Genomic DNA, 25,628 nt, shown 5'->3' on the forward strand with positions numbered 1-25,628 from the left:
GTACCCATGAAAAAACCGCTCCGAAGAGCGGTTTGGTTTGCTTCGCACGCTATGCGCAGTGCGATACAAAGTGGCTTATGCCGTTTACAGCAAGCCTTTGAGCAGACGGCCCATTTCAGATGGGTTGCGAGTCACGGTGAAGCCGCACTCTTCCATCACAGCCAGTTTCGCTTCTGCGGTGTCTTCGCCACCGGAGATCAAAGCACCAGCGTGGCCCATGCGTTTGCCTGCAGGAGCAGTCACACCAGCAATGAAGCCCACGATTGGCTTTTTCATGTTGTCTTTGCACCAACGAGCAGCTTCTGCCTCGTCTGGACCACCGATTTCACCGATCATGATCACGGCGTCGGTTTCTGGATCGTCGTTGAACGCCTTCATCACGTCGATGTGCTTCAGGCCGTTGATCGGGTCACCACCGATACCGACGGCAGATGACTGGCCAATGCCCAGTTCAGTCAACTGTGCCACGGCTTCGTAAGTCAGCGTACCGGAGCGGGACACCACGCCAACGCGGCCTTTTTTGTGGATGTGGCCGGGCATGATGCCGATTTTGATCTCGTCTGGCGTGATCAAGCCGGGGCAGTTAGGGCCAAGCAACAAAGTCTTTTTGCCGCCAGCGGCTTCTTTTTGCTTCATGCGGTTACGCACTTCCAGCATATCGCGCACTGGGATGCCTTCTGTAATGCAGATGGCCAAGTCCAGATCGGCCTCGACAGCTTCCCAGATCGCAGCGGCGGCACCTGCTGGTGGCACGTAGATCACGGAAACAGTCGCGCCAGTTTCTTTGGCTGCGTCTTTGACTGTTGCGAAAATTGGCACGTCAAAAATCTTTTCGCCGGCTTTTTTCGGGTTCACGCCAGCAACGAAACAGTTCTTGCCGTTCGCGTATTCAATGCACTTCTCAGTGTGAAACTGGCCAGTTTTACCAGTAATACCTTGGGTGATGACTCGGGTGTCTTTGTTGATATAGATGGACATGGCAATTCCTTACTTCTTGAGGGCAGCCACCACTTTTTCAGCGGCTTCGGCCATGGTGTCTGCACTGATGATTGGCAGGCCAGAGTCTTTGAGCATTTGTTTGCCCAGCTCTTCGTTGGTGCCTTTCATGCGCACAACCAGTGGCACTTTCAAGTCCACTGCACGGCTGGCAGTGATCACGCCAGTGGCGATGGTGTCGCACTTCATGATGCCACCGAAGATGTTGACCAAAATGGCTTCCACTTTCGGGTTTTGCAACATGATTTTGAAGGCTTCGGTGACTTTCTCTGGAGTCGCACCGCCGCCCACGTCCAAGAAGTTGGCAGGCTCGCCGCCGAACAGCTTGATGGTGTCCATGGTGGCCATGGCCAAGCCAGCGCCGTTGACCAAGCAACCGATGTTGCCGTCCAGGCTGATGTAGGCCAGATCGAACTTGGAAGCCTCGACTTCAGCAGGATCTTCTTCGTCCAGGTCACGCAGTGCCACGATTTCTGGCAGACGGAACAGGGCGTTGGAGTCGAAGTTGAACTTGGCATCCAGCGCAATGATGTTGCCTTTGCTGTCGCGGTTCAGTGGGTTGATTTCCACCAGCGAAGCATCGGTGTCCATGTAGCACTGGTAGAGTTTTTTAGCCACGTCAATGAATTGGGCTTCGGAATCGGCTGGCAGTTGGATGCCTTTGGCGATTTCTTTGGCTTGTTCGTCAGTCAGACCGACCAGTGGGTCAACAAACACTTTGACGATTTTTTCAGGCGTGCTGTGGGCCACTTCTTCAATGTCCATACCACCTTCGCTGGAAGCAATGAACGCTACTTTTTGCGTTGCGCGGTCGGTCACTACGGAAATGTAGTATTCCTTCTGGATGTCGGCACCGTCTTCAATGTAGAGGCGACGTACTTTTTGGCCTTCAGGACCCGTTTGGTGTGTCACCAATTGCATGCCCAGAATTTGCTCAGCCAGTGTCTTGACGTCGTCAATTGACTTGGCCACCTTCACGCCACCGCCTTTGCCGCGGCCACCAGCGTGAATTTGTGCCTTGACCACCCACACGGGGCCGCCCAGCTTCTGTGCTGCTTCAACGGCTTCTTGCACGGTGAATGCAGGGATTCCACGGGGCACAGGCACCCCAAACTTACGCAAGATTTCCTTGCCTTGGTACTCGTGAATCTTCATGAGGGATCTCTTTGGGAGGGGATGGATTGAAGAAATGCTGCGTCTCAAACGTCAGCGTTGACCATGGGTTACGTCTGAGTCAATGGCTGTTGGCTATGGAATCAGGCCGCTCATGTATCATGCCCAGCTTGCGCATCGCCAAGCGATGCACCCCTAGATGGCAAAGCCAAGCGGGCGCATTGTAACGTTCCCTTTGCTTGGTGTGCAATGCACAATTTGGTTGCAAGTCGTTGCATTGGATGGATGTGGAGCAAACCGAGAGGTTTCTCCCAAGGCGTTGCGCGTGAAAATGTTGATTGGCCCCTGTGTGATCAGGGTAAACCACTATAGGAAGCCCCATGGCAAAAGTCTTTATTGATGGCGAAGCAGGCACAACAGGACTGCAGATTCGCGAGCGTTTGGCGCAGATTTCTGCGATTGAGTTGGTCAGCATTGCTCCTGAGTTGCGCAAGGACCCTGCGGCTAAAAAGCAATTGATTGCTGGTGTGGATTTGGTGGTGCTGTGCCTGCATGACGATGCCGCCCGTGAAACGGTGGCCATGGTCGATGCGATCGAGCAAGAGAGTGGCAAAACCATTCGTGTGGTTGATGCATCCACGGCGCACCGGGTCGCTCCTGGTTGGGTGTATGGTTTTGCGGAATTGGCCCAAGGCCAGATGAGCAAAATCCAAGCCGCTTCCCGCGTGGCCAATCCAGGGTGCTATGCAACAGGTGCTATTGCCATGCTCCGGCCATTGGTTGATGCAGGCCTGATTCCTGTGGATTTTCCGGTCAACTTGCCAGCGGTGAGTGGCTACTCGGGCGGTGGTCGCACCATGATTGAGGCCTACGAGGCAGGCCAGGCGCCAGCGTTTGAGTTGTACGCATTAGGGTTGGCGCACAAACACATTCCAGAAATCATGGCTTGCACAGGGTTGACTGCCCGCCCATTGTTTGTGCCATCAGTCGGTAATTTCCGCCAAGGGATGTTGGTGCAGTTGCCTTTGCAGTTGGACGCGCTCCCCGGTCGTCCCACGTCCGCAGATTTGCAACAGGTGCTGGCAGCGCACTATGCCCGTACCAATACACCTGAACAATTTGTCCAGGTCATCACGCCTGACGACAGTGGCAAACTGGAGCCACAAGCCCTCAACGACACCAATAATCTGGAAATCCGGGTGTATGGCAATGAGACTTACCGCCATGCTGTGGTAGTGGCTCGCTTGGACAATTTGGGCAAGGGTGCAAGTGGCGCTGCCGTGCAAAACCTGAAATTGATGCTCAATCTGGCATAAACGCATTGATGGCCGCCGAGCGGGGCAAGCACCCCATGCGCAGAGGAGGCTATGCGTTTTTTTATAGAGTGGTAGGGCGATGGATTTTTATTCCTATTTAGCGGCCTTTGGAACCAGTGCTTTGGTGGCACTGGCTACGCTGCTTCCGATTGCCAATCCAACCAGCACTGCGCCCATTTTCTTGTCCCTGACCGAAGGGGCCTCAGAAAAAATGCGGCAAGAACTGGCACGCCGTGTGGCGCGCAATGTTTTTTTGCTGATGGTGGGCGCTACGCTGCTGGGCTCTTTTTTGCTCGACGTTTTTGGTATCTCGCTGGACATCGTGCGTGCAGCGGGCGGGCTGATCGTGATCAATATTGGCTGGCGGCTGTTGACCACCAACAGTGCGGAGTCACCCAGAGCGGCCAAGATTGCGCAAAACTACACCCCTGAAATGGTGCGCTCACAGGCCTTCTTCCCATTGTCTTTTCCGATTACCTGCGGGCCTGGCACGATTTCAGCAGCCATCACTGTTGGAGTGAGTTTGGCTTCTTCCTCGATCGCGCTGTCAGCCGTGCGTACTGCTGGCGCTATTGTGGGCTTGGCCATCATCGCGCTGCTGATTTTCCTCAGTTACCGCTATGCCGAATACCTATTGCGTCTGCTGGGCGATACCGGAACAGTCGTGTTCCTGCGTCTTTCGGCCTTTATTTTGCTGTGTTTGGGTATTCAAATTTTCTGGGATGGTGCAGGCAATTTGCTTGCTACTGCCATTCGCGATGGTGTTGCCGCTTTGCCAGATTTGCCTGCTGTGGCTAAGCCGTCGGCCACTCCCTAGTGTTATTAATCTGTGTATATGTATACAAAAGCCCCGAGTAGGGGCTTTTGTTTTGCGGAGTCATGTGGTTTCTTTGTGTCAGCGCTTTTTCTTGGCTCCTCCTTGGCGGGCTTTGAAGCGTGGGTTGGATTTGCAGATGACATAAATGCGTCCACGGCGGCGCACGACCTGACAGTCGCGGCTGCGGTTTTTGGCTTCTTTGAGGGAGGACAGAACTTGCATGAGAGGCTTCCTTTGCGTAAAGAGTGCGGAGCATTGAAAAGCGCTTGGCTGGCGCAAAAAGCTGGCAGCGCGAGGGGCGGATTTCTGCCGTCGCGCCAGCCGAAGCAGGGCGCGTGCAGAGACCGTTCAGGGGGATTGGCTTAGAAATTGACCTTCATGCCCACGACCAGATTGCGCCCGCGCAGTGGCGAGGCGTCTTTGACGAAGGAGGTGTTGTTAAAGGCCAGCTTGTCCAGCACGTTGTCGAGCTTGGCAAACAATTCGTAGCTTTGGTTCTGGCCCAGCTTGCCGCTCCAGCCCATGTGCAGGTTCAGCATGTTGTAGCCGGCGGTGCGGGTTTCGTAGGCGGCAATGCGGTTTTGCGCGGCATTGCGGTAGAACTCGCCGCCCGCATACCAAGGACCGCGTTCCCAGCGGGCATTGACGCCCAGGCGGCGCGCCGGAATGCGCGGCACGGCATCACCGCCTTTGAAGCTGGCATGCACCCAGTCACCAAACACGCCCACACGCCATTGCGTGTTCAGATGGTGGCTGGCGCTGGCTTCCAGGCCTTTGAAAGTCGCATCGCGCTGCGTGTAGTCAATCAGGCGAAAGCCTTCGTAGCGGTCGGTCGTGCTCGCATAAATGTAGTCACTGATGCGGTTGTAGAAGGCCGAGACGTTAAAGCGCGTCGCGCCACTGGTTTTGCGCAGGCCGATGTCAAAGTTGCTGGATTTTTCGGACTTCAGATTGGCATTGCCACGCTCCCAGGTGTTGGTCGCTAGGTGAATGCCACCGGCAAACAATTCTTCGGCTGTCGGCGCGCGTTCAGAGCGCGACAGGCTGGTAGACAGCACATAGCCGGGCTGGAAGTTCCAGTTCACACCGCCAGAGACCGAGCCCATGTCGTGCTTGACCGTGCCGCGCCGTGCCAGACCATCGAGTCGTGCTGACTGCCATTCATAGCGCCCGCTCAGCTCAAAACGCCAGTCGCCCCGGCGGTATTCCTGCAGGCCAAACACGGCCCGGTTGGTGGTCAGCGTCGGCTCGACATAGGCTTCTGTGCCTTGGGCGCTGAAGTCACGGCGGCTGTGCTGCACGCCAATCATGCCGCGCAGCTCGCCTGCGCCCACGGCAATGCGCTGGTGCTCCAGCTCCAGACGGGCGTCGTGGGCATTGTTTTTGAAGCTGGTGCCAATTTCGCCGTGTTCAATCTCGTCGTGCGCGTACTCGGTGCGCGAGGCGCGCAAACGCGCACGGGAGAAGCCGGGCAGCGGGTCTTGCAACTCTCCGCGCAAGTCCCAGCGGTGGCTGGTCATGCTGACCAGCGCAAACTCGTCTTCGTGCTCACCTTCGCCTGTGCAATGCAGCTCCGTGCCGTGCCAGTGGCAGCCGTCAGGTGCTTCTTCTTCGCCGCCGTGGCTGGCGCAGTGCAGCGCGTCGCCGTGCAGGTGGCAGTCTTCGTATTCGTGGCTGTGGCCTGGCAAGCCGTAGCGGCTGCGCAAGCTGCTGTAGGCCAAGCCGATATAGCCGCGCTCATGCACGAAGGAGCCGCCGACGCTGCCATACCAGGTGTTGTTGTTGGAGCCGGTGACGTATTTATCGCTCCAGTTTTTACCGGCTTCGTACTCGCCTGCGGAGCGCTTCAAGCCCTCAACATGCAGTGCAAACGGGCCTTGGCCGCCGGTGACGGAAAACAGGCCAATGCCTTCACGGGCATTGCTGGATTTGCGCAGCTCAATCTTGCCTTCGTAACCTTTTTCTGGCACTGCGGTAGGAATGCGGTTGTCACGCACATTCACCACGCCGCCAGTGATGCCGCCGCCATACAGCAAGCTCGATGGGCCGCGCAATACTTCAATCTGGCTGGCCAGTAGCGGCTCGAAAGCGACTGCGTGGTCGGGGCTGGAGGTCGAGGCATCTTGAATTTCACTGCCATCCGATAGGATGCGAACACGCGCCGCATCCGCGCCGCGAATCACTGGCCGGCCTGCGCCTGCGCCGTAGTTGTTGTTGCGCACGCCGGGCAGGCCTTCCAGGGTTTCGCCCAAGGTCGCTGCGCTGCGCAATTGCAGCGCTTGGCCATCCAGCACTTCCACTGGTGTCGAGGACTCTTCCAGCGGCAAATCCAGCGCACTGGCGCTGACGCGCACTTCTGGCAATTGGGCTGTCGTGTCAGTGCTGGCTGCGGTACTGCTGGCGTCTGGCTGCGTCGCTGGCGTTTGGGCTTGCAAGACGGTGCTGCACAAGGCACTGAGCCCCAAGCAGGCAATGGCCAGTGCGTGGGGGCGAAAACGGGCAGTAGTGGCAATGCCTGCGCGGGCGGGCGCGCGGGCCATCCACTGGGTGGGGGCGATGGGCTTCATGAGGCAATCAACAAAAGGCGCCAGTTCTTCGCACAAGCCACGGTGGTGACTGGTGCAGCTTGGCTGGGCGCGTCATACAAAAATCAAAACAAGCCATGGGCAAGGGCAAGGGAATGTTGCCTGCCCATGGCAGAGGCCATTAATGGTTGTGGCCGTGGTCGGTGCTGGCTTCTGCCACGCCCAGCCACACAATCGAGGTCGGGCTGAAGTTCAGCGCGATGCTGTCGCCCAGCTTGGCGTCGTGCAGGTCAATGGCTGTCAGGCGTTGGCCATTGGGGTCGCTCAGCCACGCAGTTTCAGCGGCCTGGCTGACGGCGAGGCTGGGGAAGGGAGCGGCGCTGGGCATTTGGGCGACGGCCGAGGCGATCTCGGCGCGTTTGGCCCAGGTGTGCACGTCCAGAATGTGCAGGCTGCCTAAGTCGTCGAGTACCAGCAGGTTTTCGCCTTGGGCATCGAGCACATGGGCGCGGCGGGTTCGTCCTTCGGCCCAGTCGATGGTGGTGATGGTGCCGGCCTCGGGATCGATCTCATACAACCAGCCTGGACTGGCAATGCCGACAAACTTGTCGTAGTGGGTATTGCCGATGATGGTGCCAATGCGCACGCCAGACGGCATGGTGGCCGGGTTGGCGACTTTGCGGGCTGTGAAGGTGTCGCCGTTTTGCTCAATCACCAAAACGCCGTCGGTGCAGCCAAACACGCTGTAGCGCACATTCGAGTAACTGCCGTGCAGGCCTGGGCATTCCTGCTCAAAGCGTTTTTCCATGTGGAAATGGTCGCCGTGGCGGTGGTGCAGTTCGACATGGGTGGGCGAGGTGGAGGTAGCATCGACCGGTTTCCAGGTCGTCAGCAACCAATCGCCGCGCGGCTCGGCCGTGCCGTGCATCGCGCTGTCCAGTGTGTGGCTGGCCTCAACCACGGCCGATTGGCCACTGCCAATGCTGGCGTCGCTGAACAGTGCAATCGAGGCTTTGTCGCCGATGCTGGCATCACCGTCAAAAAACAGCGCGGCCTTGTCCTCGTGCGTTTCGTAATGGGTCGGGCGCACGCCGCTCAAACGCAGATTCAAAAGCGCTGGCGCTTGCTCGTAGTCGTGCAGGTGGTCGCCATGGTCTTCTTGCCAAATCCCGCCATCAATGAACTGGGCCTGGTTTTGGTTGCGTTGCAGCAGTACGGCGTAACGCTGGCCAGGGCTGGCGTACAAGGCCGATGGCGCGTAGTCAGCGGTGAAGCTTTGCAAGACGCTGCTGTTCTCCAAATCAATCGCATGCACTTGGGCGCTGTTTGCATCCAGGGCAATCAAACGGCCTGCGCTGGCAACAGGCTCGTGTTCATGCGGTTCTTCCCCATCATCTGGGGGGGTGACCTCAATGACGCCATTGCTTCCACCACCACAAGCAGCAAGAGCGGCCGCACAGGCCAAGATCAATGTACGGTTACGCCAATGTTGGATGGATGTTTTCGCCACATGACTCTCCTTAAAAAAGATAAATGAATTTGCTTGTAAAAAATTATAACGATAAATCAGTATCAATAAATAAATTGAGAATTAAATTTCAATAAGGGTTCGTTTACGCAAGAAAAAACGCCGTTGCGACAAGCGCAAGCGGCGTTGATGGAGGGTGAGCGCAACTGGATTGCGCTCAATGCAGGTGGCTTGGATCAGGCTGCAGGAAGGAAACCGTCCACAGAAAGGTAGCGTTCACCCGTGTCGTAGTTAAAGCCCAGAACGCGTGCACCCTTGGGCAATTCGGGTAGTTTTTGCGCAATGGCGGCCAAGGTTGCGCCAGAGGAAATCCCAACCAGCAGACCCTCTTGCGTGGCACTGCGACGGGCAAAATCCTTGGCAGTATCTCCTTCAACTTGGATGATCCCATCAAGCAAGCTGGTATCAAGGTTTTTGGGCACAAAGCCTGCGCCAATGCCCTGGATCGGGTGGGGCGAGGGCTGGCCACCGGAAATCACAGGCGACGCTGCAGGCTCAACGGCAAACACTTTCAGATTGGGCCAGCGTGCTTTGAGCGTGCGTGCGACGCCTGTCAAATGCCCGCCTGTGCCGACGCCAGTTATGATGGCGTCCAGGCCATCTGGAAAGTCGGAGGCAATTTCTTCGGCCGTGGTGCGCACATGCACATCGATATTGGCCGGGTTTTCAAACTGCTGGGCAATCCAGGCGCCTGGGGTTTGGGCTTGCAGCTCTTCTGCGCGGGCAATTGCGCCTTTCATGCCTTTTTCTTTGGGGGTCAGATCAAAGCTGGCGCCATAAGCCAGAAACAGCCGGCGGCGCTCGATCGACATGCTCTCGGGCATCACCAGCACCAGCTTGTAGCCTTTGACCGCAGCAACCATCGCCAAACCAACACCGGTGTTGCCCGATGTGGGCTCAATGATGGTGCTGCCGGGTTTGAGCGCGCCACTTTTCTCTGCATCTTCGACCATGGCCAAGGCAATACGGTCTTTGATCGAACCACCGGGGTTACTGCGCTCGGATTTCACCCACACGCTCGCCTCAGGGCCGAACAAACGGTTGATGCGAATGTGTGGCGTTTTGCCGATGGTCTCCAAGACATTTTGAAATGGCATGTGTGCGCTCCTCAATGAACGGTTGAAAATGCCATTATTGCTCCACTAGCAGAGACCTGAGCATCCACGCGGTCTGCTCGTGCACGGCCAAACGCTGGGTCAGCAAGTCGGCAGTCGGTTCATCGCTGGCTTTGTCGGCCAACGGGAACAGTTCGCGGGCGGTGCGGGCCACGGCTTCATGGCCTTCAACCAGAATGCGCACCATCTCCAGTGCAGCTGGTGGCTCTTGGGGCACATCGTCCAAGGTGGTCAAAGCGGCCAGCTCGGCATAGGAGCCAGGCGCGAAATGCCCCAGTGAGCGGATGCGCTCGGCAATCGGGTCAATTGCATTCCACAGCTCGGTGTACTGGCCTTCAAACATGGTGTGCAAGGTGTTGAACATCGGGCCGGTGACGTTCCAGTGGAAGCTGTGGGTGGTCATGTACAGCGTCGAAGTGTCGGCCAACAGGCGCGACAAGCCCTTGGCAATCGCGGCGCGGTCGCTGTCGTTGATGCCAATATTGATGCGGGGAGAGGGGCTGCGGGTGCTTACATTTTTGGTGGTTTTAGCCATCGAGTTCTCCTGTCAATGAGTGCCGGGGCACTCCAAGTTGCGATGACTCTATTGTGGGGACGGGCCGGGCTAAAGGCCAGTTGAGTCTTTTTATCGCGTTGATAGGGCAATGCAATCGCGTCGCTTTGGATGTTTGTTGTCATTGAAGCCGCGACGCTGCTGCTAACTGCGCATAACTTTCAGGAAGTTTGTAGATTGCGCCGAGTTCTTTGGCTTGTGCTGCTTGGTAGATGGTGCATTTTGGGGGGCGTTGTTTCATCTTCCTTGAATGGTGTCGATTGCTGTTGGAAATTCTTCTAAAAGGCATCAAGAGTGCTTTTCGTGGTTTCGCATTTTCTGGTGGAAGTGGCCCAATTCGTCTGCTTCTTTGCACGGCGTTTTATTCCGACAATGGTCGCGACCTGCCTTGGTATGAGGTGTGTTTTCCATAGCTTGCCGCGATGGATTGGGGCGTTTTTCAACAAGAGCCCCCGCCATGCCAATGAGCACAGAGACCGCTTTCCATCCGACTGCACGCAAGGCTGGTGAGCCGTTTTGCCCCCACACAGCGCGCAGCTTGCTGCTGCACAGGAGAAGAATTTGCCCTTGCCCACACTGGCTGAACGCAGCTTGGCTGCCGTATGGCACCCATGCACGCCGATGAAGCGACACGAAACCGAGCCGCTGCTGGCGGTGGCGCGGGCGCAAGGTCCTTGGCTGTATGACACGCAGGGCCAGCGCTACCTCGATGCCATAAGTTCGTGGTGGGTCAACCTGTTTGGCCACAGCCATCCCCATATCCAGGCGGCATTGGCAGAGCAGTTGGCAGAGCTTGACCATGTGATGTTGGCGGGCTGCACGCATACCGCGGTGGTGGAGCTGTCCGAGAAGCTCGCGGCCTTGACGGGGCTGGGCCATGCCAGTTACGGCAGCGATGGGGCCAGTGCGACAGAAATGGCGCTGAAGATGAGCGTGCATTACTGGTGCAATGTTGGACTGCCTGAGAAAAATCGTTTTGTCGGTCTGGCCGGCGGCTACCACGGCGAAACCGTGGGCGCGCTGTCAGTCACCGATGTGCCCATTTTTCGCAGTGCGTATGCGCCGATGCTGCGTGTCAGCGCCACGGTCGCCAGCCCTGATGCGCGGCAGGCGCTCTCTGGCGAATCGGCTGCAGAAGTAGCCTCTCGCGCCGCCGCTGAGTTGGCCGCATGGTTGCAACAACACCATGCACAAACGGCAGCTTTGGTGCTTGAGCCTTTGCTGCAATGTGCTGCTGGCATGGTGGTGTATGACCCGCTGTACTTGCGCTTGGCGCGAGCGCTGTGCGAGAGCTACCGGGTGCATTTGATCGTGGATGAAATCGCCACTGGCTTTGGCCGCACGGGCAGTTTGTTTGCCTACCAGCAAGCAGGCATTCGACCGGATTTTGTCTGCTTATCCAAAGGACTGACGGGCGGCACATTGCCCTTGTCTGCGGTGTTGACCACCGACGAGGTCTACCAGGCTTTTTATGGCACGGATGCAGCGCGCGCATTCCTGCATTCGCATTCCTACACTGGCAATCCACTGGCGTGCCGCGCCGCATTGGCCACTCTGGAATTGTTTGAACAACTCGACACCCTGCAGGTGAACCAGCGCTTGGCGCAGCAGATCAGCTCAGCCTTGGCGCCGCTGAATCACCACCCGCGCGTGCGCCATGCACGCCATCTGGGCATGGTCTGGGCCTGGGACATTGAAACGGGATTGGACGATTTCCCCCAGCGCTACCACGCCGCTGCCAAAGCCCGCGGATTGCTGCTGCGCCCCATTGGCAAGACCTTGTATTGCATGCCGCCGTACATATTGCAATCCGAGGATATCAAGCATTTGGCAAGCCAGATGGTGGCCGCTCTCGAAGACTGCTTGCGGCAAGAAACGCCGCCATCCACCGCTGTTTAGTTTTTTAAAAGGTTTTCCATGATTGCTTGCTTTGTGACCGGCACCGATACCGGGGTTGGCAAAACACTCTCCAGTTGCGCTTTGCTCCATGCATTGGCGCGACACCACCCCCGTGTCGTAGGGATGAAGCCGGTGGCCTCCGGGGCTGAGCCGGACGGGCAGGGGGCTTGGGCCAATGAAGACACGCTGGCGTTACGCGCCGCCAGTACGATCACCGTCAGTCCCAGCCTCGACAATCCGATTTTGTTGCCTGATCCCGTCTCGCCCCATATTGCCGCTGAGCGCGCGCGGATGCCCGTGACGCTGGCGCCCATCTTGCAGGCCTACCAGACACTGCGTGAGCAAGCCGATGCCATCGTGGTCGAAGGCGCGGGTGGCTGGCAGGCGCCGCTTTCGGAAGATCTGCGTATCGCTGATTTGGCCGTGGCACTGCAATTGCCGGTGGTGCTGGTGGTGGGTTTGCGTTTGGGCTGCCTGAACCACGCGTTGTTGAGCGCCGATGCCATTCGTGCCAGCGGTTTGACCTTGGCGGGCTGGATTTGCAGCCGGGTCGATCCCACTATGCTGGAGCCAGAGGCGAATCTGGCGTATTTGCGCCAATCCATCGGCGCGCCTTTGCTGGCCGACATCGCCTGGCAAGCCCAGCCTGATGCGCGCACGGTGCGCGTGCAGTTGCCCAAGGAGTGGCAATGACCCCATTGGCGACTTCATCTTGGCTGCAAGCCCTGCCAAAGGGCTTGCAGCAACTGTCTGAGCAGCATTTGCTACGCACCCGCAGGCAAGTCGCGCCAGCGCAGGGCGCGCACATCACCGTCGATGGCCAGCGCATGCTGCAGTTTTGCAGCAATGACTATCTGGGCTTGAGCCAACACCCCGCGCTGGTCGAGGCGGCGCGCCAAGGGGCGCTGGAATGCGGCGTAGGCGCTGGTGGCTCGCCAATGGTCAATGGCCATACGGCGGCCAATGCGGAGTTGGAAGAAGCCTTGGCCCGCTACGTGCAACTGCCCAGGGCCTTGTATTTTTACGCCGGCTTTGCCACCAATGCCAGCGTGATTGCTGCGCTGGTCGGGGCAGAAGATGCGATTTTTTCAGACGCGCTCAACCATGCCAGTCTGATCGATGGCTGCCGACTCTCGCGTGCGCGCATTCACCGCTATGCGCATGCAGATCTGCGCGAGTTGGAGCGCTTGCTTGCCAGCAACCCCCAACAGCGCAAACTGGTCGTGAGCGATGCGGTCTTCAGTATGGATGGCGATGTGGCTGACATGACAGGCTTGCTTGCGTTGTGTGAACAGTACGATGCCCTGTTGATGCTCGACGATGCCCATGGTTTTGGCATGCGCGGCCCTCAGGGGCGCGGCAGCCTAGCTGCTGTGGGCTTGAGTGGTGCCAATGCCAGTGCACGCATTCTTTACATGGGCACATTGAGCAAAGCCGCTGGGGTGGCCGGCGGCTTTGTGGCCGGCAGCGAGTCACTGATTGAATGGCTGCTGCAACGCACACGCAGCTATACCTTTGCCACGGCCGCTCCAGGCATGCTGGCGCGTGCCTTGCTCGTTGGCTTGTCGGTGCTGGAGCAAGGCGATGGTTTGCGCGCGCACTTGCAGGCGCAGATTGTCAGGCTGCGCCAAGGGCTTGAACCACTGCTGGCCGCCACAGGCTGGCAGCTGCTGCCTTCAGATACGCCGATTCAGGCTTTGGTCATTGGCGACAATGCCCAGGCATTGCAGCTGATGGAGGTGTTGCGCCAACGCGGTATCTGGGTGCCAGCCATCCGCCCGCCGACCGTGCCCGAGGGCACTGCGCGTTTACGCATCGCTTTGTCGGCCAACCATACCGATGCCGATGTGGCGCAGCTCATTGCTGCCTTGCATGCTGGGGTTTTGGCCATGCAGCAGGATCTTCGTCCTGAGCCAGCCAAGCCTTAATGGCGATGCCTTGGCAGGCCGTGAGACGGGCCATGCAGTTGGTTATAATGGCCGGTTGTGAAGTGGGCTAGGCCGTCGCTGGTGCAATCGTGGTAACACGGCACTGGAGGAACGTCCGGACTGCATAGGACAGCGTAGCAGGTAACACCTGTCCACCGTGAGGTGAGGATCAGAGCAACAGAGACGAGTCTGGCGGGAGTGTCGAAAGATAGACCAGCCGGGGTGAAACGGGCAATCTCTACGCGCAGCAATACCAAATAGGCATGTGTTGAACTGGCTCCGGCGAGCATGCGGGTAGGTAGCACCGAGCTGAGTGGGTGACCCTCAGCCCAGATTAATGGCGGTCACATGGTTGCTTGCAACCGTGCACAGAATCCGGCGTATCGGTTCACTTCACAATCTCTTTTTTTGATGGCTGCAGACATAGCGATACAAGCACAAGCATCGGCTTTCATAAGCAAGCAGCGCGTACTTATCCCAGCATGCAAAAAGCGCCCATTCGTGAGAATGGGCGCTTTTTTGTGCTTTTCCTAACCTCCTTTAAGCGACCCGCAGGCCGCTTAAAAGGCAGTGGAATTTAAGCTTGGGCCGCTTTGAATTTCAAGCGCCATGCGTGCAGCAAAGGCTCGGTGTAGCCGCTTGGCTGCTCCACGCCTTTGAACACCAGGTCGGTGGCCGCGCGGTAGGCGTAAGACGTCTCAAAGTTACCGGCCATTTTTTGGTAGAGCGCATCGCCTGCGTTTTGCTGGTCGACCACAGCGGCCATGCGTTCAAAGGTTTCGCGCACTTGCTGCTCGGTCACCACGCCATGCACCAACCAGTTGGCAATGTGCTGGCTGGAGATGCGCAGGGTCGCGCGGTCTTCCATCAGGCCGATGTTGTTGATATCGGGCACTTTGGAGCAGCCCACGCCCTGGTCAATCCAGCGCACCACATAGCCCAGAATGCCTTGGATGTTGTTGTCCAGCTCTTGCTGTTTCTCGGCCTCGCTCCATTTGGCTTCTTGCACGACCGGGATGGTCAGCAAATCGGCCAGCAGGCTGTCGCGCACGCTTTCGTAGTTGGTTTTGGCCAACTCTTGCTGCACGTCGCCCACATTGACTTGGTGGTAGTGCAGGGCGTGCAAGGTGGCCGCCGTTGGTGAAGGCACCCAAGCAGTGTTGGCACCGGCTTTGGGGTGGCCAATTTTTTGCTTGAGCATTTCGGCCATCAAATCAGGCATGGCCCACATGCCTTTGCCGATTTGGGCGCGACCACGCAGGCCGCAGGACAGGCCCACCAGCACGTTGTTTTTCTCGTAAGCGGCAATCCAGGCGCTGGACTTCATATCGCCTTTGCGGAACACGGGGCCCGCTTGCATGATGGTGTGGATTTCATCGCCGGTGCGGTCCAGGAAGCCGGTGTTGATGAAGGCCACGCGCGCTGGCGCTTGGGCAATCGCGGCTTTGAGGTTGACCGAGGTGCGGCGCTCTTCGTCCATGATGCCCAGCTTGACGGTGTTTTCTGGCAAGCCCAGCAACTTCTCAACCGCGCCAAACAAGGCGTTGGCGAAGGCGACCTCGGCAGGGCCGTGCATTTTGGGTTTGACGATGTAGACCGAGCCTTTGCGCGAGTTGCGAATGCCGTTGGCGCCCAGGCCTTTGATGTCGTGGATTGCAATCGCGGTGGTGACCACGGCATCCATGATGCCTTCAGGAATCTCTTTGCCGTCAGCGCCCCACAGAATGGCGGGGTTGGTCATCAAATGACCGACATTGCGCAGGAACATCAGCGAGCGGCCGTGCAGTTTGACTTCCTGGCCATTGGCGCCGGTGTAGACGCGGTCGGCATTCAGCGTGCGTGTGAAGGTTTTTCCGCCTTTGGCGACTTCTTCAGTCAGCGTGCCTTTGAGAATGCCCAGCCAGTTGGCGTAGCCGGCAATCTTGTCTTCGGCGTCGACGGCTGCGACCGAGTCTTCCAAGTCCAAAATGGTCGACAGCGCGGCTTCCAGCACCACGTCACTGATGCCAGCGGCATCGTCTTTGCCAATCGCGGTGCTGCGGTCGATTTGAATGTCGATGTGCAGGCCGTTGTTGCTCAGCAAAACAGAGTTAGGCTGGCTTGCATCGCCACGGTAGCCAATGAATTGGGCGCTGTCTTTAAGGCCAGTGCTCAGGCCGTTGTTCAGGCTGACGACCAGTTGACCGCCTTCGATCGCCAGACCGGTGGCATCTTTGTACGAACCATTGGCCAGTGGCGCAGAGTCATCGAGGAATTGGCGTGCAAACGCAATCACTTTGGCGCCGCGCACCGGGTTGTAGCCTTTGCCGGCTTCAGCGCCGCCGTCGCTTGGAATGGCATCGGTGCCGTACAAAGCGTCATAGAGCGAGCCCCAGCGTGCATTGGCGGCGTTCAGCGCGTAGCGGGCGTTCAGAATCGGCACGACCAATTGCGGGCCAGCCAGCAAGGCCAGCTCGTCGTCGACATTGGTGGTGGTGGCTTGCGCTTCTGCTGGACTTGGCACGATGTAGCCAATGCCTTCGAGGAAGCTGCGGTAGGCAGCGATGTCTTTGACTGGGCCAGGGTGGGCTTTGTGCCAGGTGTCCAGCTCGGTTTGCAGGCGATCACGTTCGGCCAGCAAGGCGGCGTTTTTAGGTGCAAATTCGTTTACCAGAGAATCGAAACCTTGCCAGAAAGTGTCGCTGGAGACTCCGGTGCCTGGCAGCACTTGCGTATCGATAAAAGATTTGAGTGGTGAAGCCACTTGAAGGCTGTGAATGCTGGTGCGTGCTGTGCTCATGAAATTGCTCCAAAAAATCAATAAAAATGGGGCCGCCTTACGGTGTGAAAATAGCTTGCGCTGTGCTTTCCATTCGGGCCATGATAGCGTGCATGGAGAGCAAGCTGGTGGCATAGCAAGAGTAGAGTGCGTTTTGGCGTTGTTCCTATTGCAGCAAGTTAACTGTAGGCAACTTGCAATGAGATGACTTTATTAAATATTTCAAAGACAATAAACAATACAAAAATACAATTACTATTGCGTTTAAGTAAAAAATGATCGACTGGCTATGCGTGCCATTCGCAGGTTGTCTCACTCTGGACTGTTATGGACAAATTCAAGGCTATCGAAACCTTTGTTCGTGTTGCTGCGCAAGGCAGTTTGACGGCTGCTGCCAAGGTCGAGGATGTAGTGCCCGCGATTGTGAGTCGCCGCTTGGATGCGTTGGAATCTCTTTTGGGGGTGAAGCTGTTGGTGCGGACCACGCGCCGTGTTTCTCTCACCCATGAAGGTGTGGCGTTTCTGGAGAGTTGCCAGCGACTTCTGGCTGACTGGTCTGATGCAGAGGCCAGTGTTTCTGCGGGGAGTGTAAAGGCGCGTGGCCACTTGCGTTTGACCGCGCCTGCAGGTTTTGGTAGACGCCATGTGGCACCCCTGGTGCCGCTGTTTCAAGAACGCCACCCTGATGTGCGCGTCTCTCTCAATCTCAGTGATCGTTTGGTGGATCTGGCTGGTGAGGGATATGACTGTGCCGTTCGCGTAGGGGATTTGCCCGATTCGAGCCTGGTCAGCATTCGTTTGGCGGACAACCGCCGGTTGTGTGTTGCAGCCCCTGTGTATTTGCAGCGTTATGGCAGGCCGCAGCATCCTTCGGATTTGGCGCAGCACAATTGTCTGGGCCTTTCGAGCGAGGCTTCACAAAGCAAAGGCTGGGCCTTTTCTATTGCGCAGCCAGAAACGCTGGAAGTGCCATCTGGCGCGCCGCCCCATCGGCAACACATGTATGTCAAACCGAGAGGGACGTTGGATTGCACGGATGGCCAAGTTTTACACGATTGGTGCTTGGCTGGTTACGGCATTGCATGGCGCAGTACGTGGGAGGTAGAGGCTGACATTGCCAATGGCCGTTTGGAGCAATTGCTTGAGGCCTATGCCGCGGCACCCAATGGGATCTTTGCGGTGGTGCCTGAGCGCAAACACATGCCGTTGCGCGTGCGCCTGTGGATTGACTTTTTGCGTGAGCACTACGAGCAGCCAGGTTTTTGGCAGCGCCAAACAGTAGTGCCTTGACTATGTTTGGGTGCATGAGGGGATTTACACATAGTCTAGTAATTACTGCATCAAACACCCTGCATAGCTATTGGTTTTCCACCGTCGCTCGTTGCGAAACAAAAGGGGGAACAGTGTTTGGTGACTTGTTCTTGATGTTTTTCTGCACTGATTAACCCGGTTTGACTGTTGGCAGCGTTTCACTCCTTGCCGTTGTGCATTTTTACAATCAGCAGGAGAAAATGATGCAGAAGAACGTTTATTGGGTCGCCGTCATGTCGCTGGCGCTGTCGGTTAGTGGCTGTGGGCCTCGTGTGCCACAGGCTGTGGATGTGGGTCCTGTCGCTGATCCATCATCTGTTGCGAAACCGATGGCTGATGAGGTTGTTGAGCCGGTTGCTTTGGCAGTGGCCCCTGCTCATCCATCACCAGCAGCACCTACAGTGACGCTTTATGGTAGCCCAGCGATGTTGGAAGAGGCTTCAACCATGGAGCGTCTTCCAAGCTCTTCGCAGCGTACTGTGGTGGCCGCGCCATTGCATGAGTCACATCATGGCGCCAGACCCTCCCTATTGGAGACGCGGGAACGCTATGAGCGGCTATCAGACAACCCAGTCAAACGGACTGTACAAGAGAGCGTTTCTACTTTGAGCCTGGATGTGGATACAGGCTCGTACAGCAACGTGCGGCGTATTTTGCATCAAGGCCAGTTGCCTGCGAAGGACGCGGTGCGGGTAGAGGAGATGGTCAATTACTTCCCCTATGAGGTCAGCCAAGCGCAGGGCGCTCATCCGTTCGCGTTGCAGACAGAAATAGCGACTACGCCATGGAATTCTGAGAATTTGCTGTTACGCGTCAGTGTGAAGGCCGTTGAACAAAATGTCGCCTCCATGCCTCCGGCGAATTTGGTGTTCCTAGTGGACGTTTCAGGTTCGATGAGTACGCGGGATAAATTACCGCTTGTACAAGCTTCGCTGAGGCAGTTGGTACAGCAGTTGCGAGCGCAGGACAAAGTGTCGCTGGTGGTCTATGCTGGCCGAGTTGCTGTGGAGCTGGCCCCCACAAAGGGCGATGACAAGGCCACGATTCTTGCGGCCATAGAGCGCTTGACTGCTGGTGGAAGCACGGCGGGGGCCTCTGCGCTGGAACTGGCGTACCAGCAAGCGCGTGCAGGTTTCATTCCAGGTGGAATCAACCGTGTATTACTGGCCACAGACGGGGATTTCAACGTCGGTGAAACAAATGTGGAGCATATCAAAAACATGGTTGAACGCCAGCGTGCCACAGGAATTTCATTGACCACACTCGGATATGGGCAGGGGAACTACAACGAAGCGTTGATGCAGCAAATCGCGCAAGTGGGAAACGGCAACTACAGTTACATCGATTCGCTACAAGAGGCACGCAAAGTCTTGGTTGATGAGCTGTCCTCAACGTTCAACAGTGTGGCAGCGGATGTGAAATTGCAACTCGAGTTCAACCCGCAGACAGTGGCTGAGTGGCGCTTGATTGGCTATGAAAACCGATTGCTGAATGAAGCTGATTTTCGCAATGACCAAGTCGATGCGGTAGAAATCGGCGCGGGTAAAAGCGTGACGGCTTTGTATGAAATAACCCCAGCGGGCCAAGAGGGGCTGTATTCTCAGCGCCGTTATGGCGCAGCAGCACCTGTGATGCAGAGCACGTATGAAAGTGATGAATGGGGAGCGCTGCGCATTCGTTACAAGAAACCGGGCCAGAAGACCAGTATAGAAGTGGCGCAGGTAGTTCGTCGCACATCTGACGATGTTCAGCCTAGCTCAGAATGGGGTTTTTCCGCGGCTGTGGCTGCATTTGGTCAGCAACTGCGTGGGGGCACTTATTTGAACCAATGGACATATGCTGACACTTTGCGTCTGGCCAAGGCTTCACTGGGAGAGGACGCTCAAGGGTACCGCCATGGATTTGTGCAATTGGTCGAGTTGGCGCAATCGTTGAGTCCTACAGCCGCGCAGCAGCGATAAAGACCGTGCCCTGAAGAGCTATTAACACAACCATTGATACGCCGCGTCGCAGCAAGACCTTGTCGTGCTGCTTGTAATGCCTTCTGTTTTGTGCCTAGTTTCAATCTCAAGCCTCCGGTTTTCAGGAGTGTGTTCGTGCTCTGAGTAGGCACTGCTTATTGCAGCGATGCGGAGCCTTGGCTTTTGGTATGTGGTGCTGGTGATGGTGTGGCGAAGTCGATTCCTTCAGGAAGGGTCAGTACGTTAGTCACAGCATTGTCTGCTGCCAAGGTCGTGAGGACAGACTCTTCGGAGCGTTCCAAGGCATTGGCTAACTCATGCGTTAGAGGTTGATACTGGTTGAGTGCGACACGGGTAGCACGTAGCATCAGACCTTCTTGGTCGACAGGAATCAGTTGGCCCTGGTCAAAACAGACCGCAAGTGTTTTGAGTTTCATCAATAGGCTGCGTCCATCGGGCATGAGCAGCAGGTGCAGGTGGCGATGTGCGCTGTGCCATGCGTACTGTACGCGGGTGCCTTGCTTGCTGTTGGTCGTGTGTGTTGGTGAGGTATTTTTACCTCCTCCAGGGATAAGGTAGAACCATTCGCCCACTGAGCGATTGCGGGCCCATTGCAATACTTCTGCGCTCACACCTGTATTGGCAGGTTCTTCAATGACCACCAAACCTGCTAATTCCAATCCGGTCATCATCTCAATATTTTCAGGACTCAAGGCAATGTCTTCGACATCTTCTTGCGAGACGAGTTTTTCCAGCCCTTCCAAACGCGTGGACAGTTGCTTTATCTTTGCGAGCGAGAGTCCTTCAGCTTGAGAAATAAAGGCCGTTTGAATGGACTGAGTGATTTGATTCTGTATTGCTTCTTGAGCAACTTCTGTCACGCCAATCATCGAGAGTCCATGACGCAATCGGGCCAACAGGCCAGGTAGCGCCTGGATCACGCGCTTGCGCGTGACAACGTCTGTTTTAGAGCCAACAGCCCAGACCAGCAAGGCAGCGGTTTGTTTGAATTTTTTCGTTTCAGTGCTTTGCGCGCCAGATCGCACGGCTGAGACAGCCAGCACTTCGGCCCATGTTTTGAACAAGAAGGCCCGCAATTCGTCTTTAATTGGGACATCCTGCAGCATTTTGCGCAGTTCAATGGTGAATTTGACCAACAGCGTTTCTTTTTCCTCGACCTGCTGTGCTACTGACATGGCTTGACCAGCCTGGCGATTCTCGGCTAGAAATTTCTGTAGAAATTTTTCAAACTCATTGAGCGCAAGCTGGAAGACTTTGGAGCCTGTATCTGGGTATTGCTCAATCATTTGCACGATCCGAGAAAGTTCAACCTCTAGTGCGCTGCCTTGAAAGTTAGCACCATCAAACCCCATGGCTGCGCTGCCCATGCGATCAATGAGGCGACGAACAGGATGTGCCTGGTCAGTGAAGAAGGTTGGTTCAGACAAGGCAATGCGTAAGACGGGAACTTGAAGTCTGGCGAAAAGAACACGCACAGAGGCTGGCACACGTCCTTCCGAGATCACACTTTGGAACATTAACGCGACCATCTCGATGATGGCTTTCTCGTTTGGTTTATCCGCCTCTTCTTTTAGTGCCTCAGACTGCTCTCGTGCCAGCTGGGCAACTTCTTGACTCACTTGTGCAGGGGCTTTCATCAAAGCCGATGGACTAGCAGCTTGCGCGAGTTTTTGCACATAAATCTGCTGCTCCCCCATGGCTTCCACCAGTGCTGGAGAGGGGGCTAGCGACGTGATGCTGGTATCTGCTGAAGGTGCAGGGCCAATGACCTGCACCAGACGTGCTTGGATTCCATTCCAAAGGGCCGAGGTCTGCTGAATGGCTGGTTGTCCAAATTGCGCAACAGGGGCAACCAATGCTGCTGCTTCAACATGGTGAGCAACTGGGGCTACCGTACCAGGAATAAGCATCTGTGGGGCCAGAAAACCTGGTGCGGCGGCATGGGCTGGTGAGCCAGTAGCACTGACCATGCCTCCAGGTATGCCTGCCGCCCCGATGGGATATGCGCCAGCCAGAGTGTGCGTCGGGCTATTGGGGTGTTGAGCCCCCGCCATGCCTGAAATTGCTGCTGCGCTGGCTGCTATTTGTGCCTCTTGATGCCCTGCGCTCATATAGCTAGGCATTGCCGAGGATGGGTGGCTAAACATTGGATTTTCAGCCGTGCGTGCAGCCGAGGCTGGTTGCACCTTGAGGGGTTTTATCCCTTTTTCTTCAAGAAAGTCATTACTGGTTTGGTATGCGTTGAGCAGTATCGCAGCCCAATCTTTGGCGATGCCTTGCATGACCCACATGAATGCGCGCTTTTGCAAGCGTGCTTCAGTCCATGCCTCCACCAAGTTCTCGGCTACTACCAACGGTTGGAAGGCGTCTTTAGAACGCAGAGTGGATTGCTGGAGCGCTAATAGACGCTTGCGCAATTCTGCAAAGCTCGGCTCAACCTTTTCTGCCACATTCATGCTGATGCGCGATGAGGCAATCATGCCCTCGATGACATCATCACTAACAAGGCTGAGTTCTTCGATGCTGGTTGCGGCCGCCAGTGTTTGGGTTTTGCTGGCATTGACGTCCTCTACCAGTGCGGCGCGCCATATGGCCAAGAGCTTCTGTGCCCAAGACCGGCGATGCTGCATGTAGTCTTGAAACCACGTTGTGATGGGCAGTGCACCTCCTTCCAATTCCTGGAAGTTGCTGTCCCCTGCCATTTCAAAACGTTTAACTACCAAGCGATCCAGCTCTGGAATGCTGGAGCACAAACTTTGTAAGAAGTGCTGCCTGGCCAAGCGGATCAGGACTTCATGTTCGTTTTCATTGGAATTTGAATGGTCCATGGTTACCTATCTGCGAAGCCAAGCGGGAGAAAATTACACCACAGCTCCCGAATTGGGGTCATTGGGATCAATGGTGTTTTTGGCTGGTTTGATCAGATCTTCACGTTTGACGCCCATCCACAATACCAAACCAGAGCCCACAAAAATGGAAGAGTAAACCCCGAACACAATCCCGATCGTTAGTGCCAAAGCAAAGTAGTGCAAGCTTGGGCCGCCAAAGAACAGCATGCACAGCACCATCGCTTCTGTCGATGCATGGGTAATTACCGTACGGCTCATGGTGCTGGTGATGGCATGGTCGAGTACTTGGCGTGTGCTCATTTTGCGGTTCTTGCGGAACATTTCACGCACGCGGTCAAAAATCACCACCACCTCGTTGACAGAATAGCCAAACACGGCCAAGACGCCAGCGAGCACTGCCAGAGAGAACTCCCACTGGAAGAGCGAGAAGCAGCCCAAAATGATCACCACGTCGTGCAAGTTGGCAACAATGGCAGCAACACCAAATTTCCATTCAAACCGGAACGCGAGGTAAATCGTAATCCCCAAAGCCACGAAAGCCAAAGCCAGCAAACCTTGGTGGGTCAGCTCATCGCCGACTTGTGGCCCCACGAATTCAGTGCGTAGCAATTGCACATCAGCAGTTTCTTTATGCAGTTGGGCAAGCACCTGCGCGCTCTGTTGGTCAGAGGTAGCGCCTTCTTGTACAGGCAGGCGAATCAAGATGTCTCGTGCCGTGCCGATATTTTGAACCTGCACTTCTTTGTAGCCCATGCCCGAGATGGTATTGCGCACCTTTTCTAAATCAGGCGCTTGGGCATACTGCACTTGCATCACCGTTCCCCCTGTGAATTCCACAGAGAGATTCAAGCCTTTGGTAGCCAAGAAAAAGACGGAGAGGACAAACAGGACAATCGACACAATGTTGAAGACCAACACGTGCTTCATGAAAGGAATGTCCTTCTGGATTCTGAAAAATTCCATGGTGGCGCTCCTTATGCTTTACCTGCGGGTTCTTGGTCTGCATAGTCGGTGGTAGCGACAGCAGAAGAGGGGGCAGCACTGTTTGCCGGGCGCCAGACTTGGCCGATCGAGACGGCTTTGAGGCGCTTACGACGGCCATACCAGAGATTCACCAAGCCGCGCGAGAAAAACACGGCAGAGAACATACTGGTCAACACACCAATACAGTGCACTACAGCGAAGCCGCGCACCGGGCCATGGCCAAATGCGAGCAATGCAAAACCGGCAATCAAGGTGGTGACGTTAGAGTCCAAGATGGTGGCCCATGCCCGTTCGTAACCAGCATGAATGGCCGCTTGTGGTGAGGCGCCTGCGCGCAGTTCTTCTCGAATACGTTCATTGATCAGTACGTTCGAGTCAATCGCAACACCCAACGCCAAAGCCATCGCGGCAATGCCAGGGAGCGTCAGCGTCGCCTGCAACATAGACAACACTGCCAGCAGCAGCAGCACGTTCACAAAAAGGCCCAGCGACGAAATCACGCCAAAGACCATGTAGTAAATGCACATGAACACCATGATCAGGACCATGCCCCAGATCACGCTGTTTTGGCCGCGCTCAATGTTTTCCTGACCCAAGCTTGGCCCAATGGTGTATTCCTCAATGATCTCCATGGGGGCAGCCAGCGCACCAGAGCGCAGCAACACTGCTGTTTCAGTCGCTTCACGCGAGGTCATGGAGCCAGAAATCTGGACCCGGCCACCGCCAATTTCCTGGCGGATCACGGGAGCAGTCACCACCATGCCATGACCACGTTCAAACAGCACAATGGCCATGCGTTTGTTGACGTTGGCACGGGTGACATCACGGAAGATGCGTGAACCAGGGGCATCAAACTCCAAATTCACGACAGGCATATTGCCTTGTTGTGTGTCAAAGCCCGGTTGGGCATCCAACAAATTTTCACCAGTCAGAATTACAGGCCGTTGCACAACGACTTTTTGACCACTGGCATCTTCAAACACTTCTGAGCCAAAAGGAACAGGGCCTGCACCGCGTTCAGCCGCACGGCCTTCAGAAGATTCATCCACCAATCGCACTTGCAATGTAGCGGTGCGCCCAATCATGCGCTTGGCTTGCGCCACATCTTGAACGCCAGGCAATTGCACCACAATCCGGTTGGGCCCCGCTTGTTGAATCACTGGTTCGGCAACGCCCAACTCATTGATACGATTGTGCAGGGTGCCAATGTTTTGCTTGATCGCCTGCTCTTGCACGCGTTTGACGGCTTCAGGCGTGAATACAAAACGGATACGCTCGTCCGATGACGTATTCGGATCGGGCATCATGTCAGCGTAGTTGTCTTGCACCACATTGCGTACTTGCGTGGCATCAGCAGCGTTACGCAGCGTAACTTCAATGGCTTGGCCATCGCGGCGCAGCCCACCATGGCGAATATCTTTCTCACGTAGTACACCACGCAAGCCGCTCAAAATGGCTTCGCTGCGTTGAAGCATTGCACCGTCCATGTCCACTTGCAGTGTGAAGTGCACACCACCGCGCAAGTCCAGACCCAAATACATAGGTTTGGCATTGATTGAGCGCAACCAAGCAGGGGTGCGGGAGAGAAGGTTCAACGCGACGGAGTATGAAGGGTTGTTTTCATCGGGCACCAGCAAGGCGGCGATGGCATCGCGTGCAGGGGCTTGGTCGTCTTGTTTGTTGAGGCGAACGCGCAACGATCCTTCTTCTCGTTCAACGCTTTTGGCTTCAATTTGATGGCTTTGCAATGCGTTCAGTACGCGTGCTTGAAGGCCATCGTCAATTGGTGCATCTGCGCGCAGAGATGCTACCTGTACAGCGTAGTCTTCGCCGTAGATATTGGGAAGCGTGTAGAGGAACCCAACAATCAACGCAATCACCATGATTGCGTATTTCCATACCGGATAGCGGTTCATGATCGTTTCTTTACTGAGTCGTTCGTGTGGCAAACGAC

Annotated in this window: 18 protein-coding genes and 1 other RNA gene; 8 read left to right on the plus strand and 11 right to left on the minus strand. The window is 56.2% G+C overall.

All coding sequences use genetic code 11. The features are described from left to right. Nucleotides 1-84: 84 nt before the first annotated feature. Both sucD and sucC read right to left on the minus strand, forming a co-directional pair. Complete coding sequence (gene sucD, locus E9531_RS03075; protein ID WP_136572290.1) at nt 85-978, minus strand: succinate--CoA ligase subunit alpha; 894 nt, start codon at nt 976-978, stop codon at nt 85-87. 9 nt (nt 979-987) lie between these two features. Then, nucleotides 988-2,151 carry an ADP-forming succinate--CoA ligase subunit beta gene (gene sucC, locus E9531_RS03080; RefSeq protein WP_136572291.1) on the minus strand — a complete coding sequence of 388 codons (1,164 nt, stop codon included), beginning with the start codon at nt 2,149-2,151 and terminating at the stop codon, nt 988-990. Nucleotides 2,152-2,489: 338 nt separating this feature from the next. On the opposite strand from sucC, the gene argC reads away from it, so the two are divergent. Both argC and E9531_RS03090 read left to right on the plus strand, forming a co-directional pair. Beyond that, nucleotides 2,490-3,425, plus strand: coding sequence for an N-acetyl-gamma-glutamyl-phosphate reductase (argC, locus tag E9531_RS03085; protein WP_136572292.1), 936 nt, complete (start codon nt 2,490-2,492; stop codon nt 3,423-3,425). A gap of 79 nt (nt 3,426-3,504) precedes the next feature. Further along, nucleotides 3,505-4,242, plus strand: a complete 738-nt coding sequence (locus tag E9531_RS03090; protein ID WP_136572293.1) for a MarC family protein — start codon at nt 3,505-3,507, stop codon at nt 4,240-4,242. Nucleotides 4,243-4,320: 78 nt separating this feature from the next. On the opposite strand, the gene ykgO is transcribed toward E9531_RS03090, so the two are convergent. From ykgO to E9531_RS03115, 5 genes are all read right to left on the minus strand, one after another. Continuing rightward, nucleotides 4,321-4,464 carry a type B 50S ribosomal protein L36 gene (gene ykgO, locus E9531_RS03095; protein WP_136572294.1) on the minus strand — a complete coding sequence of 48 codons (144 nt, stop codon included), beginning with the start codon at nt 4,462-4,464 and terminating at the stop codon, nt 4,321-4,323. Nucleotides 4,465-4,604: 140 nt separating this feature from the next. Beyond that, nucleotides 4,605-6,809 (minus strand): TonB-dependent receptor domain-containing protein, encoded by a 2,205-nt coding sequence (locus E9531_RS03100; RefSeq protein ID WP_244609958.1) that lies wholly within the window; start codon nt 6,807-6,809, stop codon nt 4,605-4,607. Between the two features lie 139 nt (nt 6,810-6,948). Next, nucleotides 6,949-8,277 carry a hypothetical protein gene (locus tag E9531_RS03105; protein WP_136572295.1) on the minus strand — a complete coding sequence of 443 codons (1,329 nt, stop codon included), beginning with the start codon at nt 8,275-8,277 and terminating at the stop codon, nt 6,949-6,951. 194 nt (nt 8,278-8,471) lie between these two features. Then, entirely contained in the window at nt 8,472-9,392 is a 921-nt protein-coding gene (cysK, locus tag E9531_RS03110; protein ID WP_136572296.1) for a cysteine synthase A, read from the minus strand. A gap of 34 nt (nt 9,393-9,426) precedes the next feature. Further along, complete coding sequence (locus E9531_RS03115; RefSeq protein ID WP_136572297.1) at nt 9,427-9,945, minus strand: Dps family protein; 519 nt, start codon at nt 9,943-9,945, stop codon at nt 9,427-9,429. A gap of 534 nt (nt 9,946-10,479) precedes the next feature. Between E9531_RS03115 and bioA the strand changes: the two genes are divergently transcribed. The 4 genes from bioA to rnpB all read left to right on the plus strand — a co-directional run bounded on the left by bioA (nt 10,480) and on the right by rnpB (nt 14,189). Further along, nucleotides 10,480-11,862, plus strand: a complete 1,383-nt coding sequence (gene bioA / locus E9531_RS03120; RefSeq protein ID WP_425293552.1) for an adenosylmethionine--8-amino-7-oxononanoate transaminase — start codon at nt 10,480-10,482, stop codon at nt 11,860-11,862. Nucleotides 11,863-11,880: 18 nt separating this feature from the next. Then, the gene (bioD, locus tag E9531_RS03125) at nt 11,881-12,555 is read left to right on the plus strand and encodes a dethiobiotin synthase (RefSeq protein WP_136572298.1); all 675 of its coding nucleotides are present in this window, start codon (nt 11,881-11,883) and stop codon (nt 12,553-12,555) included. Further along, a complete protein-coding gene (gene bioF, locus E9531_RS03130; RefSeq protein ID WP_136572299.1) occupies nt 12,552-13,790 on the plus strand; it encodes an 8-amino-7-oxononanoate synthase in 1,239 nt (412 codons plus the stop codon). Before bioD ends, bioF begins: the two co-directional genes overlap by 4 nt. 59 nt (nt 13,791-13,849) lie before the next feature. Further along, nucleotides 13,850-14,189: RNase P RNA component class A (gene rnpB, locus E9531_RS03135), an RNA gene on the plus strand. 178 nt (nt 14,190-14,367) lie between these two features. On the opposite strand, the gene E9531_RS03140 is transcribed toward rnpB, so the two are convergent. Next, the gene (locus tag E9531_RS03140) at nt 14,368-16,569 is read right to left on the minus strand and encodes a malate synthase G (protein WP_136572300.1); all 2,202 of its coding nucleotides are present in this window, start codon (nt 16,567-16,569) and stop codon (nt 14,368-14,370) included. Nucleotides 16,570-16,875: 306 nt separating this feature from the next. Between E9531_RS03140 and E9531_RS03145 the strand changes: the two genes are divergently transcribed. Both E9531_RS03145 and E9531_RS03150 read left to right on the plus strand, forming a co-directional pair. Then, nucleotides 16,876-17,838 (plus strand): LysR family transcriptional regulator, encoded by a 963-nt coding sequence (locus E9531_RS03145; protein ID WP_136572301.1) that lies wholly within the window; start codon nt 16,876-16,878, stop codon nt 17,836-17,838. 224 nt (nt 17,839-18,062) lie between these two features. After that, a complete protein-coding gene (locus tag E9531_RS03150) occupies nt 18,063-19,820 on the plus strand; it encodes a vWA domain-containing protein (protein ID WP_211343356.1) in 1,758 nt (585 codons plus the stop codon). Nucleotides 19,821-19,975: 155 nt separating this feature from the next. Here the strand turns inward: E9531_RS03150 and E9531_RS03155 are convergent, their stop codons facing one another. The 3 genes from E9531_RS03155 to secD are packed head-to-tail and all read right to left on the minus strand — an operon-like array spanning nt 19,976 to nt 25,590. Further along, entirely contained in the window at nt 19,976-22,669 is a 2,694-nt protein-coding gene (locus E9531_RS03155; protein ID WP_136572302.1) for a DUF1631 family protein, read from the minus strand. Nucleotides 22,670-22,702: 33 nt separating this feature from the next. Further along, entirely contained in the window at nt 22,703-23,653 is a 951-nt protein-coding gene (secF, locus tag E9531_RS03160) for a protein translocase subunit SecF (RefSeq protein ID WP_136572303.1), read from the minus strand. Nucleotides 23,654-23,664: 11 nt separating this feature from the next. Next, the gene (secD, locus tag E9531_RS03165; protein ID WP_136572304.1) at nt 23,665-25,590 is read right to left on the minus strand and encodes a protein translocase subunit SecD; all 1,926 of its coding nucleotides are present in this window, start codon (nt 25,588-25,590) and stop codon (nt 23,665-23,667) included. Nucleotides 25,591-25,628: the final 38 nt, after the last annotated feature.

This window comes from Lampropedia puyangensis (assembly GCF_004833285.1).
GTDB lineage: Bacteria > Pseudomonadota > Gammaproteobacteria > Burkholderiales > Burkholderiaceae_C > Lampropedia > Lampropedia puyangensis.

Coding starts and splice junctions, on each gene's coding strand:
- cysK (WP_136572296.1), bottom strand. CDS start 9,392: ATGCCATTTCAAAATGTCTTGGAGACCATCGGCAAAACGCCACACATT.
- bioF (WP_136572299.1), top strand. CDS start 12,552: ATGACCCCATTGGCGACTTCATCTTGGCTGCAAGCCCTGCCAAAGGGC.
- E9531_RS03145 (WP_136572301.1), top strand. CDS start 16,876: ATGGACAAATTCAAGGCTATCGAAACCTTTGTTCGTGTTGCTGCGCAA.
- bioD (WP_136572298.1), top strand. CDS start 11,881: ATGATTGCTTGCTTTGTGACCGGCACCGATACCGGGGTTGGCAAAACA.
- E9531_RS03115 (WP_136572297.1), bottom strand. CDS start 9,945: ATGGCTAAAACCACCAAAAATGTAAGCACCCGCAGCCCCTCTCCCCGC.
- argC (WP_136572292.1), top strand. CDS start 2,490: ATGGCAAAAGTCTTTATTGATGGCGAAGCAGGCACAACAGGACTGCAG.
- secD (WP_136572304.1), bottom strand. CDS start 25,590: ATGAACCGCTATCCGGTATGGAAATACGCAATCATGGTGATTGCGTTG.
- E9531_RS03100 (WP_244609958.1), bottom strand. CDS start 6,809: ATGAAGCCCATCGCCCCCACCCAGTGGATGGCCCGCGCGCCCGCCCGC.
- E9531_RS03150 (WP_211343356.1), top strand. CDS start 18,063: ATGCAGAAGAACGTTTATTGGGTCGCCGTCATGTCGCTGGCGCTGTCG.
- E9531_RS03140 (WP_136572300.1), bottom strand. CDS start 16,569: ATGAGCACAGCACGCACCAGCATTCACAGCCTTCAAGTGGCTTCACCA.
- sucD (WP_136572290.1), bottom strand. CDS start 978: ATGTCCATCTATATCAACAAAGACACCCGAGTCATCACCCAAGGTATT.
- secF (WP_136572303.1), bottom strand. CDS start 23,653: ATGGAATTTTTCAGAATCCAGAAGGACATTCCTTTCATGAAGCACGTG.
- sucC (WP_136572291.1), bottom strand. CDS start 2,151: ATGAAGATTCACGAGTACCAAGGCAAGGAAATCTTGCGTAAGTTTGGG.
- E9531_RS03090 (WP_136572293.1), top strand. CDS start 3,505: ATGGATTTTTATTCCTATTTAGCGGCCTTTGGAACCAGTGCTTTGGTG.
- E9531_RS03155 (WP_136572302.1), bottom strand. CDS start 22,669: ATGGACCATTCAAATTCCAATGAAAACGAACATGAAGTCCTGATCCGC.
- ykgO (WP_136572294.1), bottom strand. CDS start 4,464: ATGCAAGTTCTGTCCTCCCTCAAAGAAGCCAAAAACCGCAGCCGCGAC.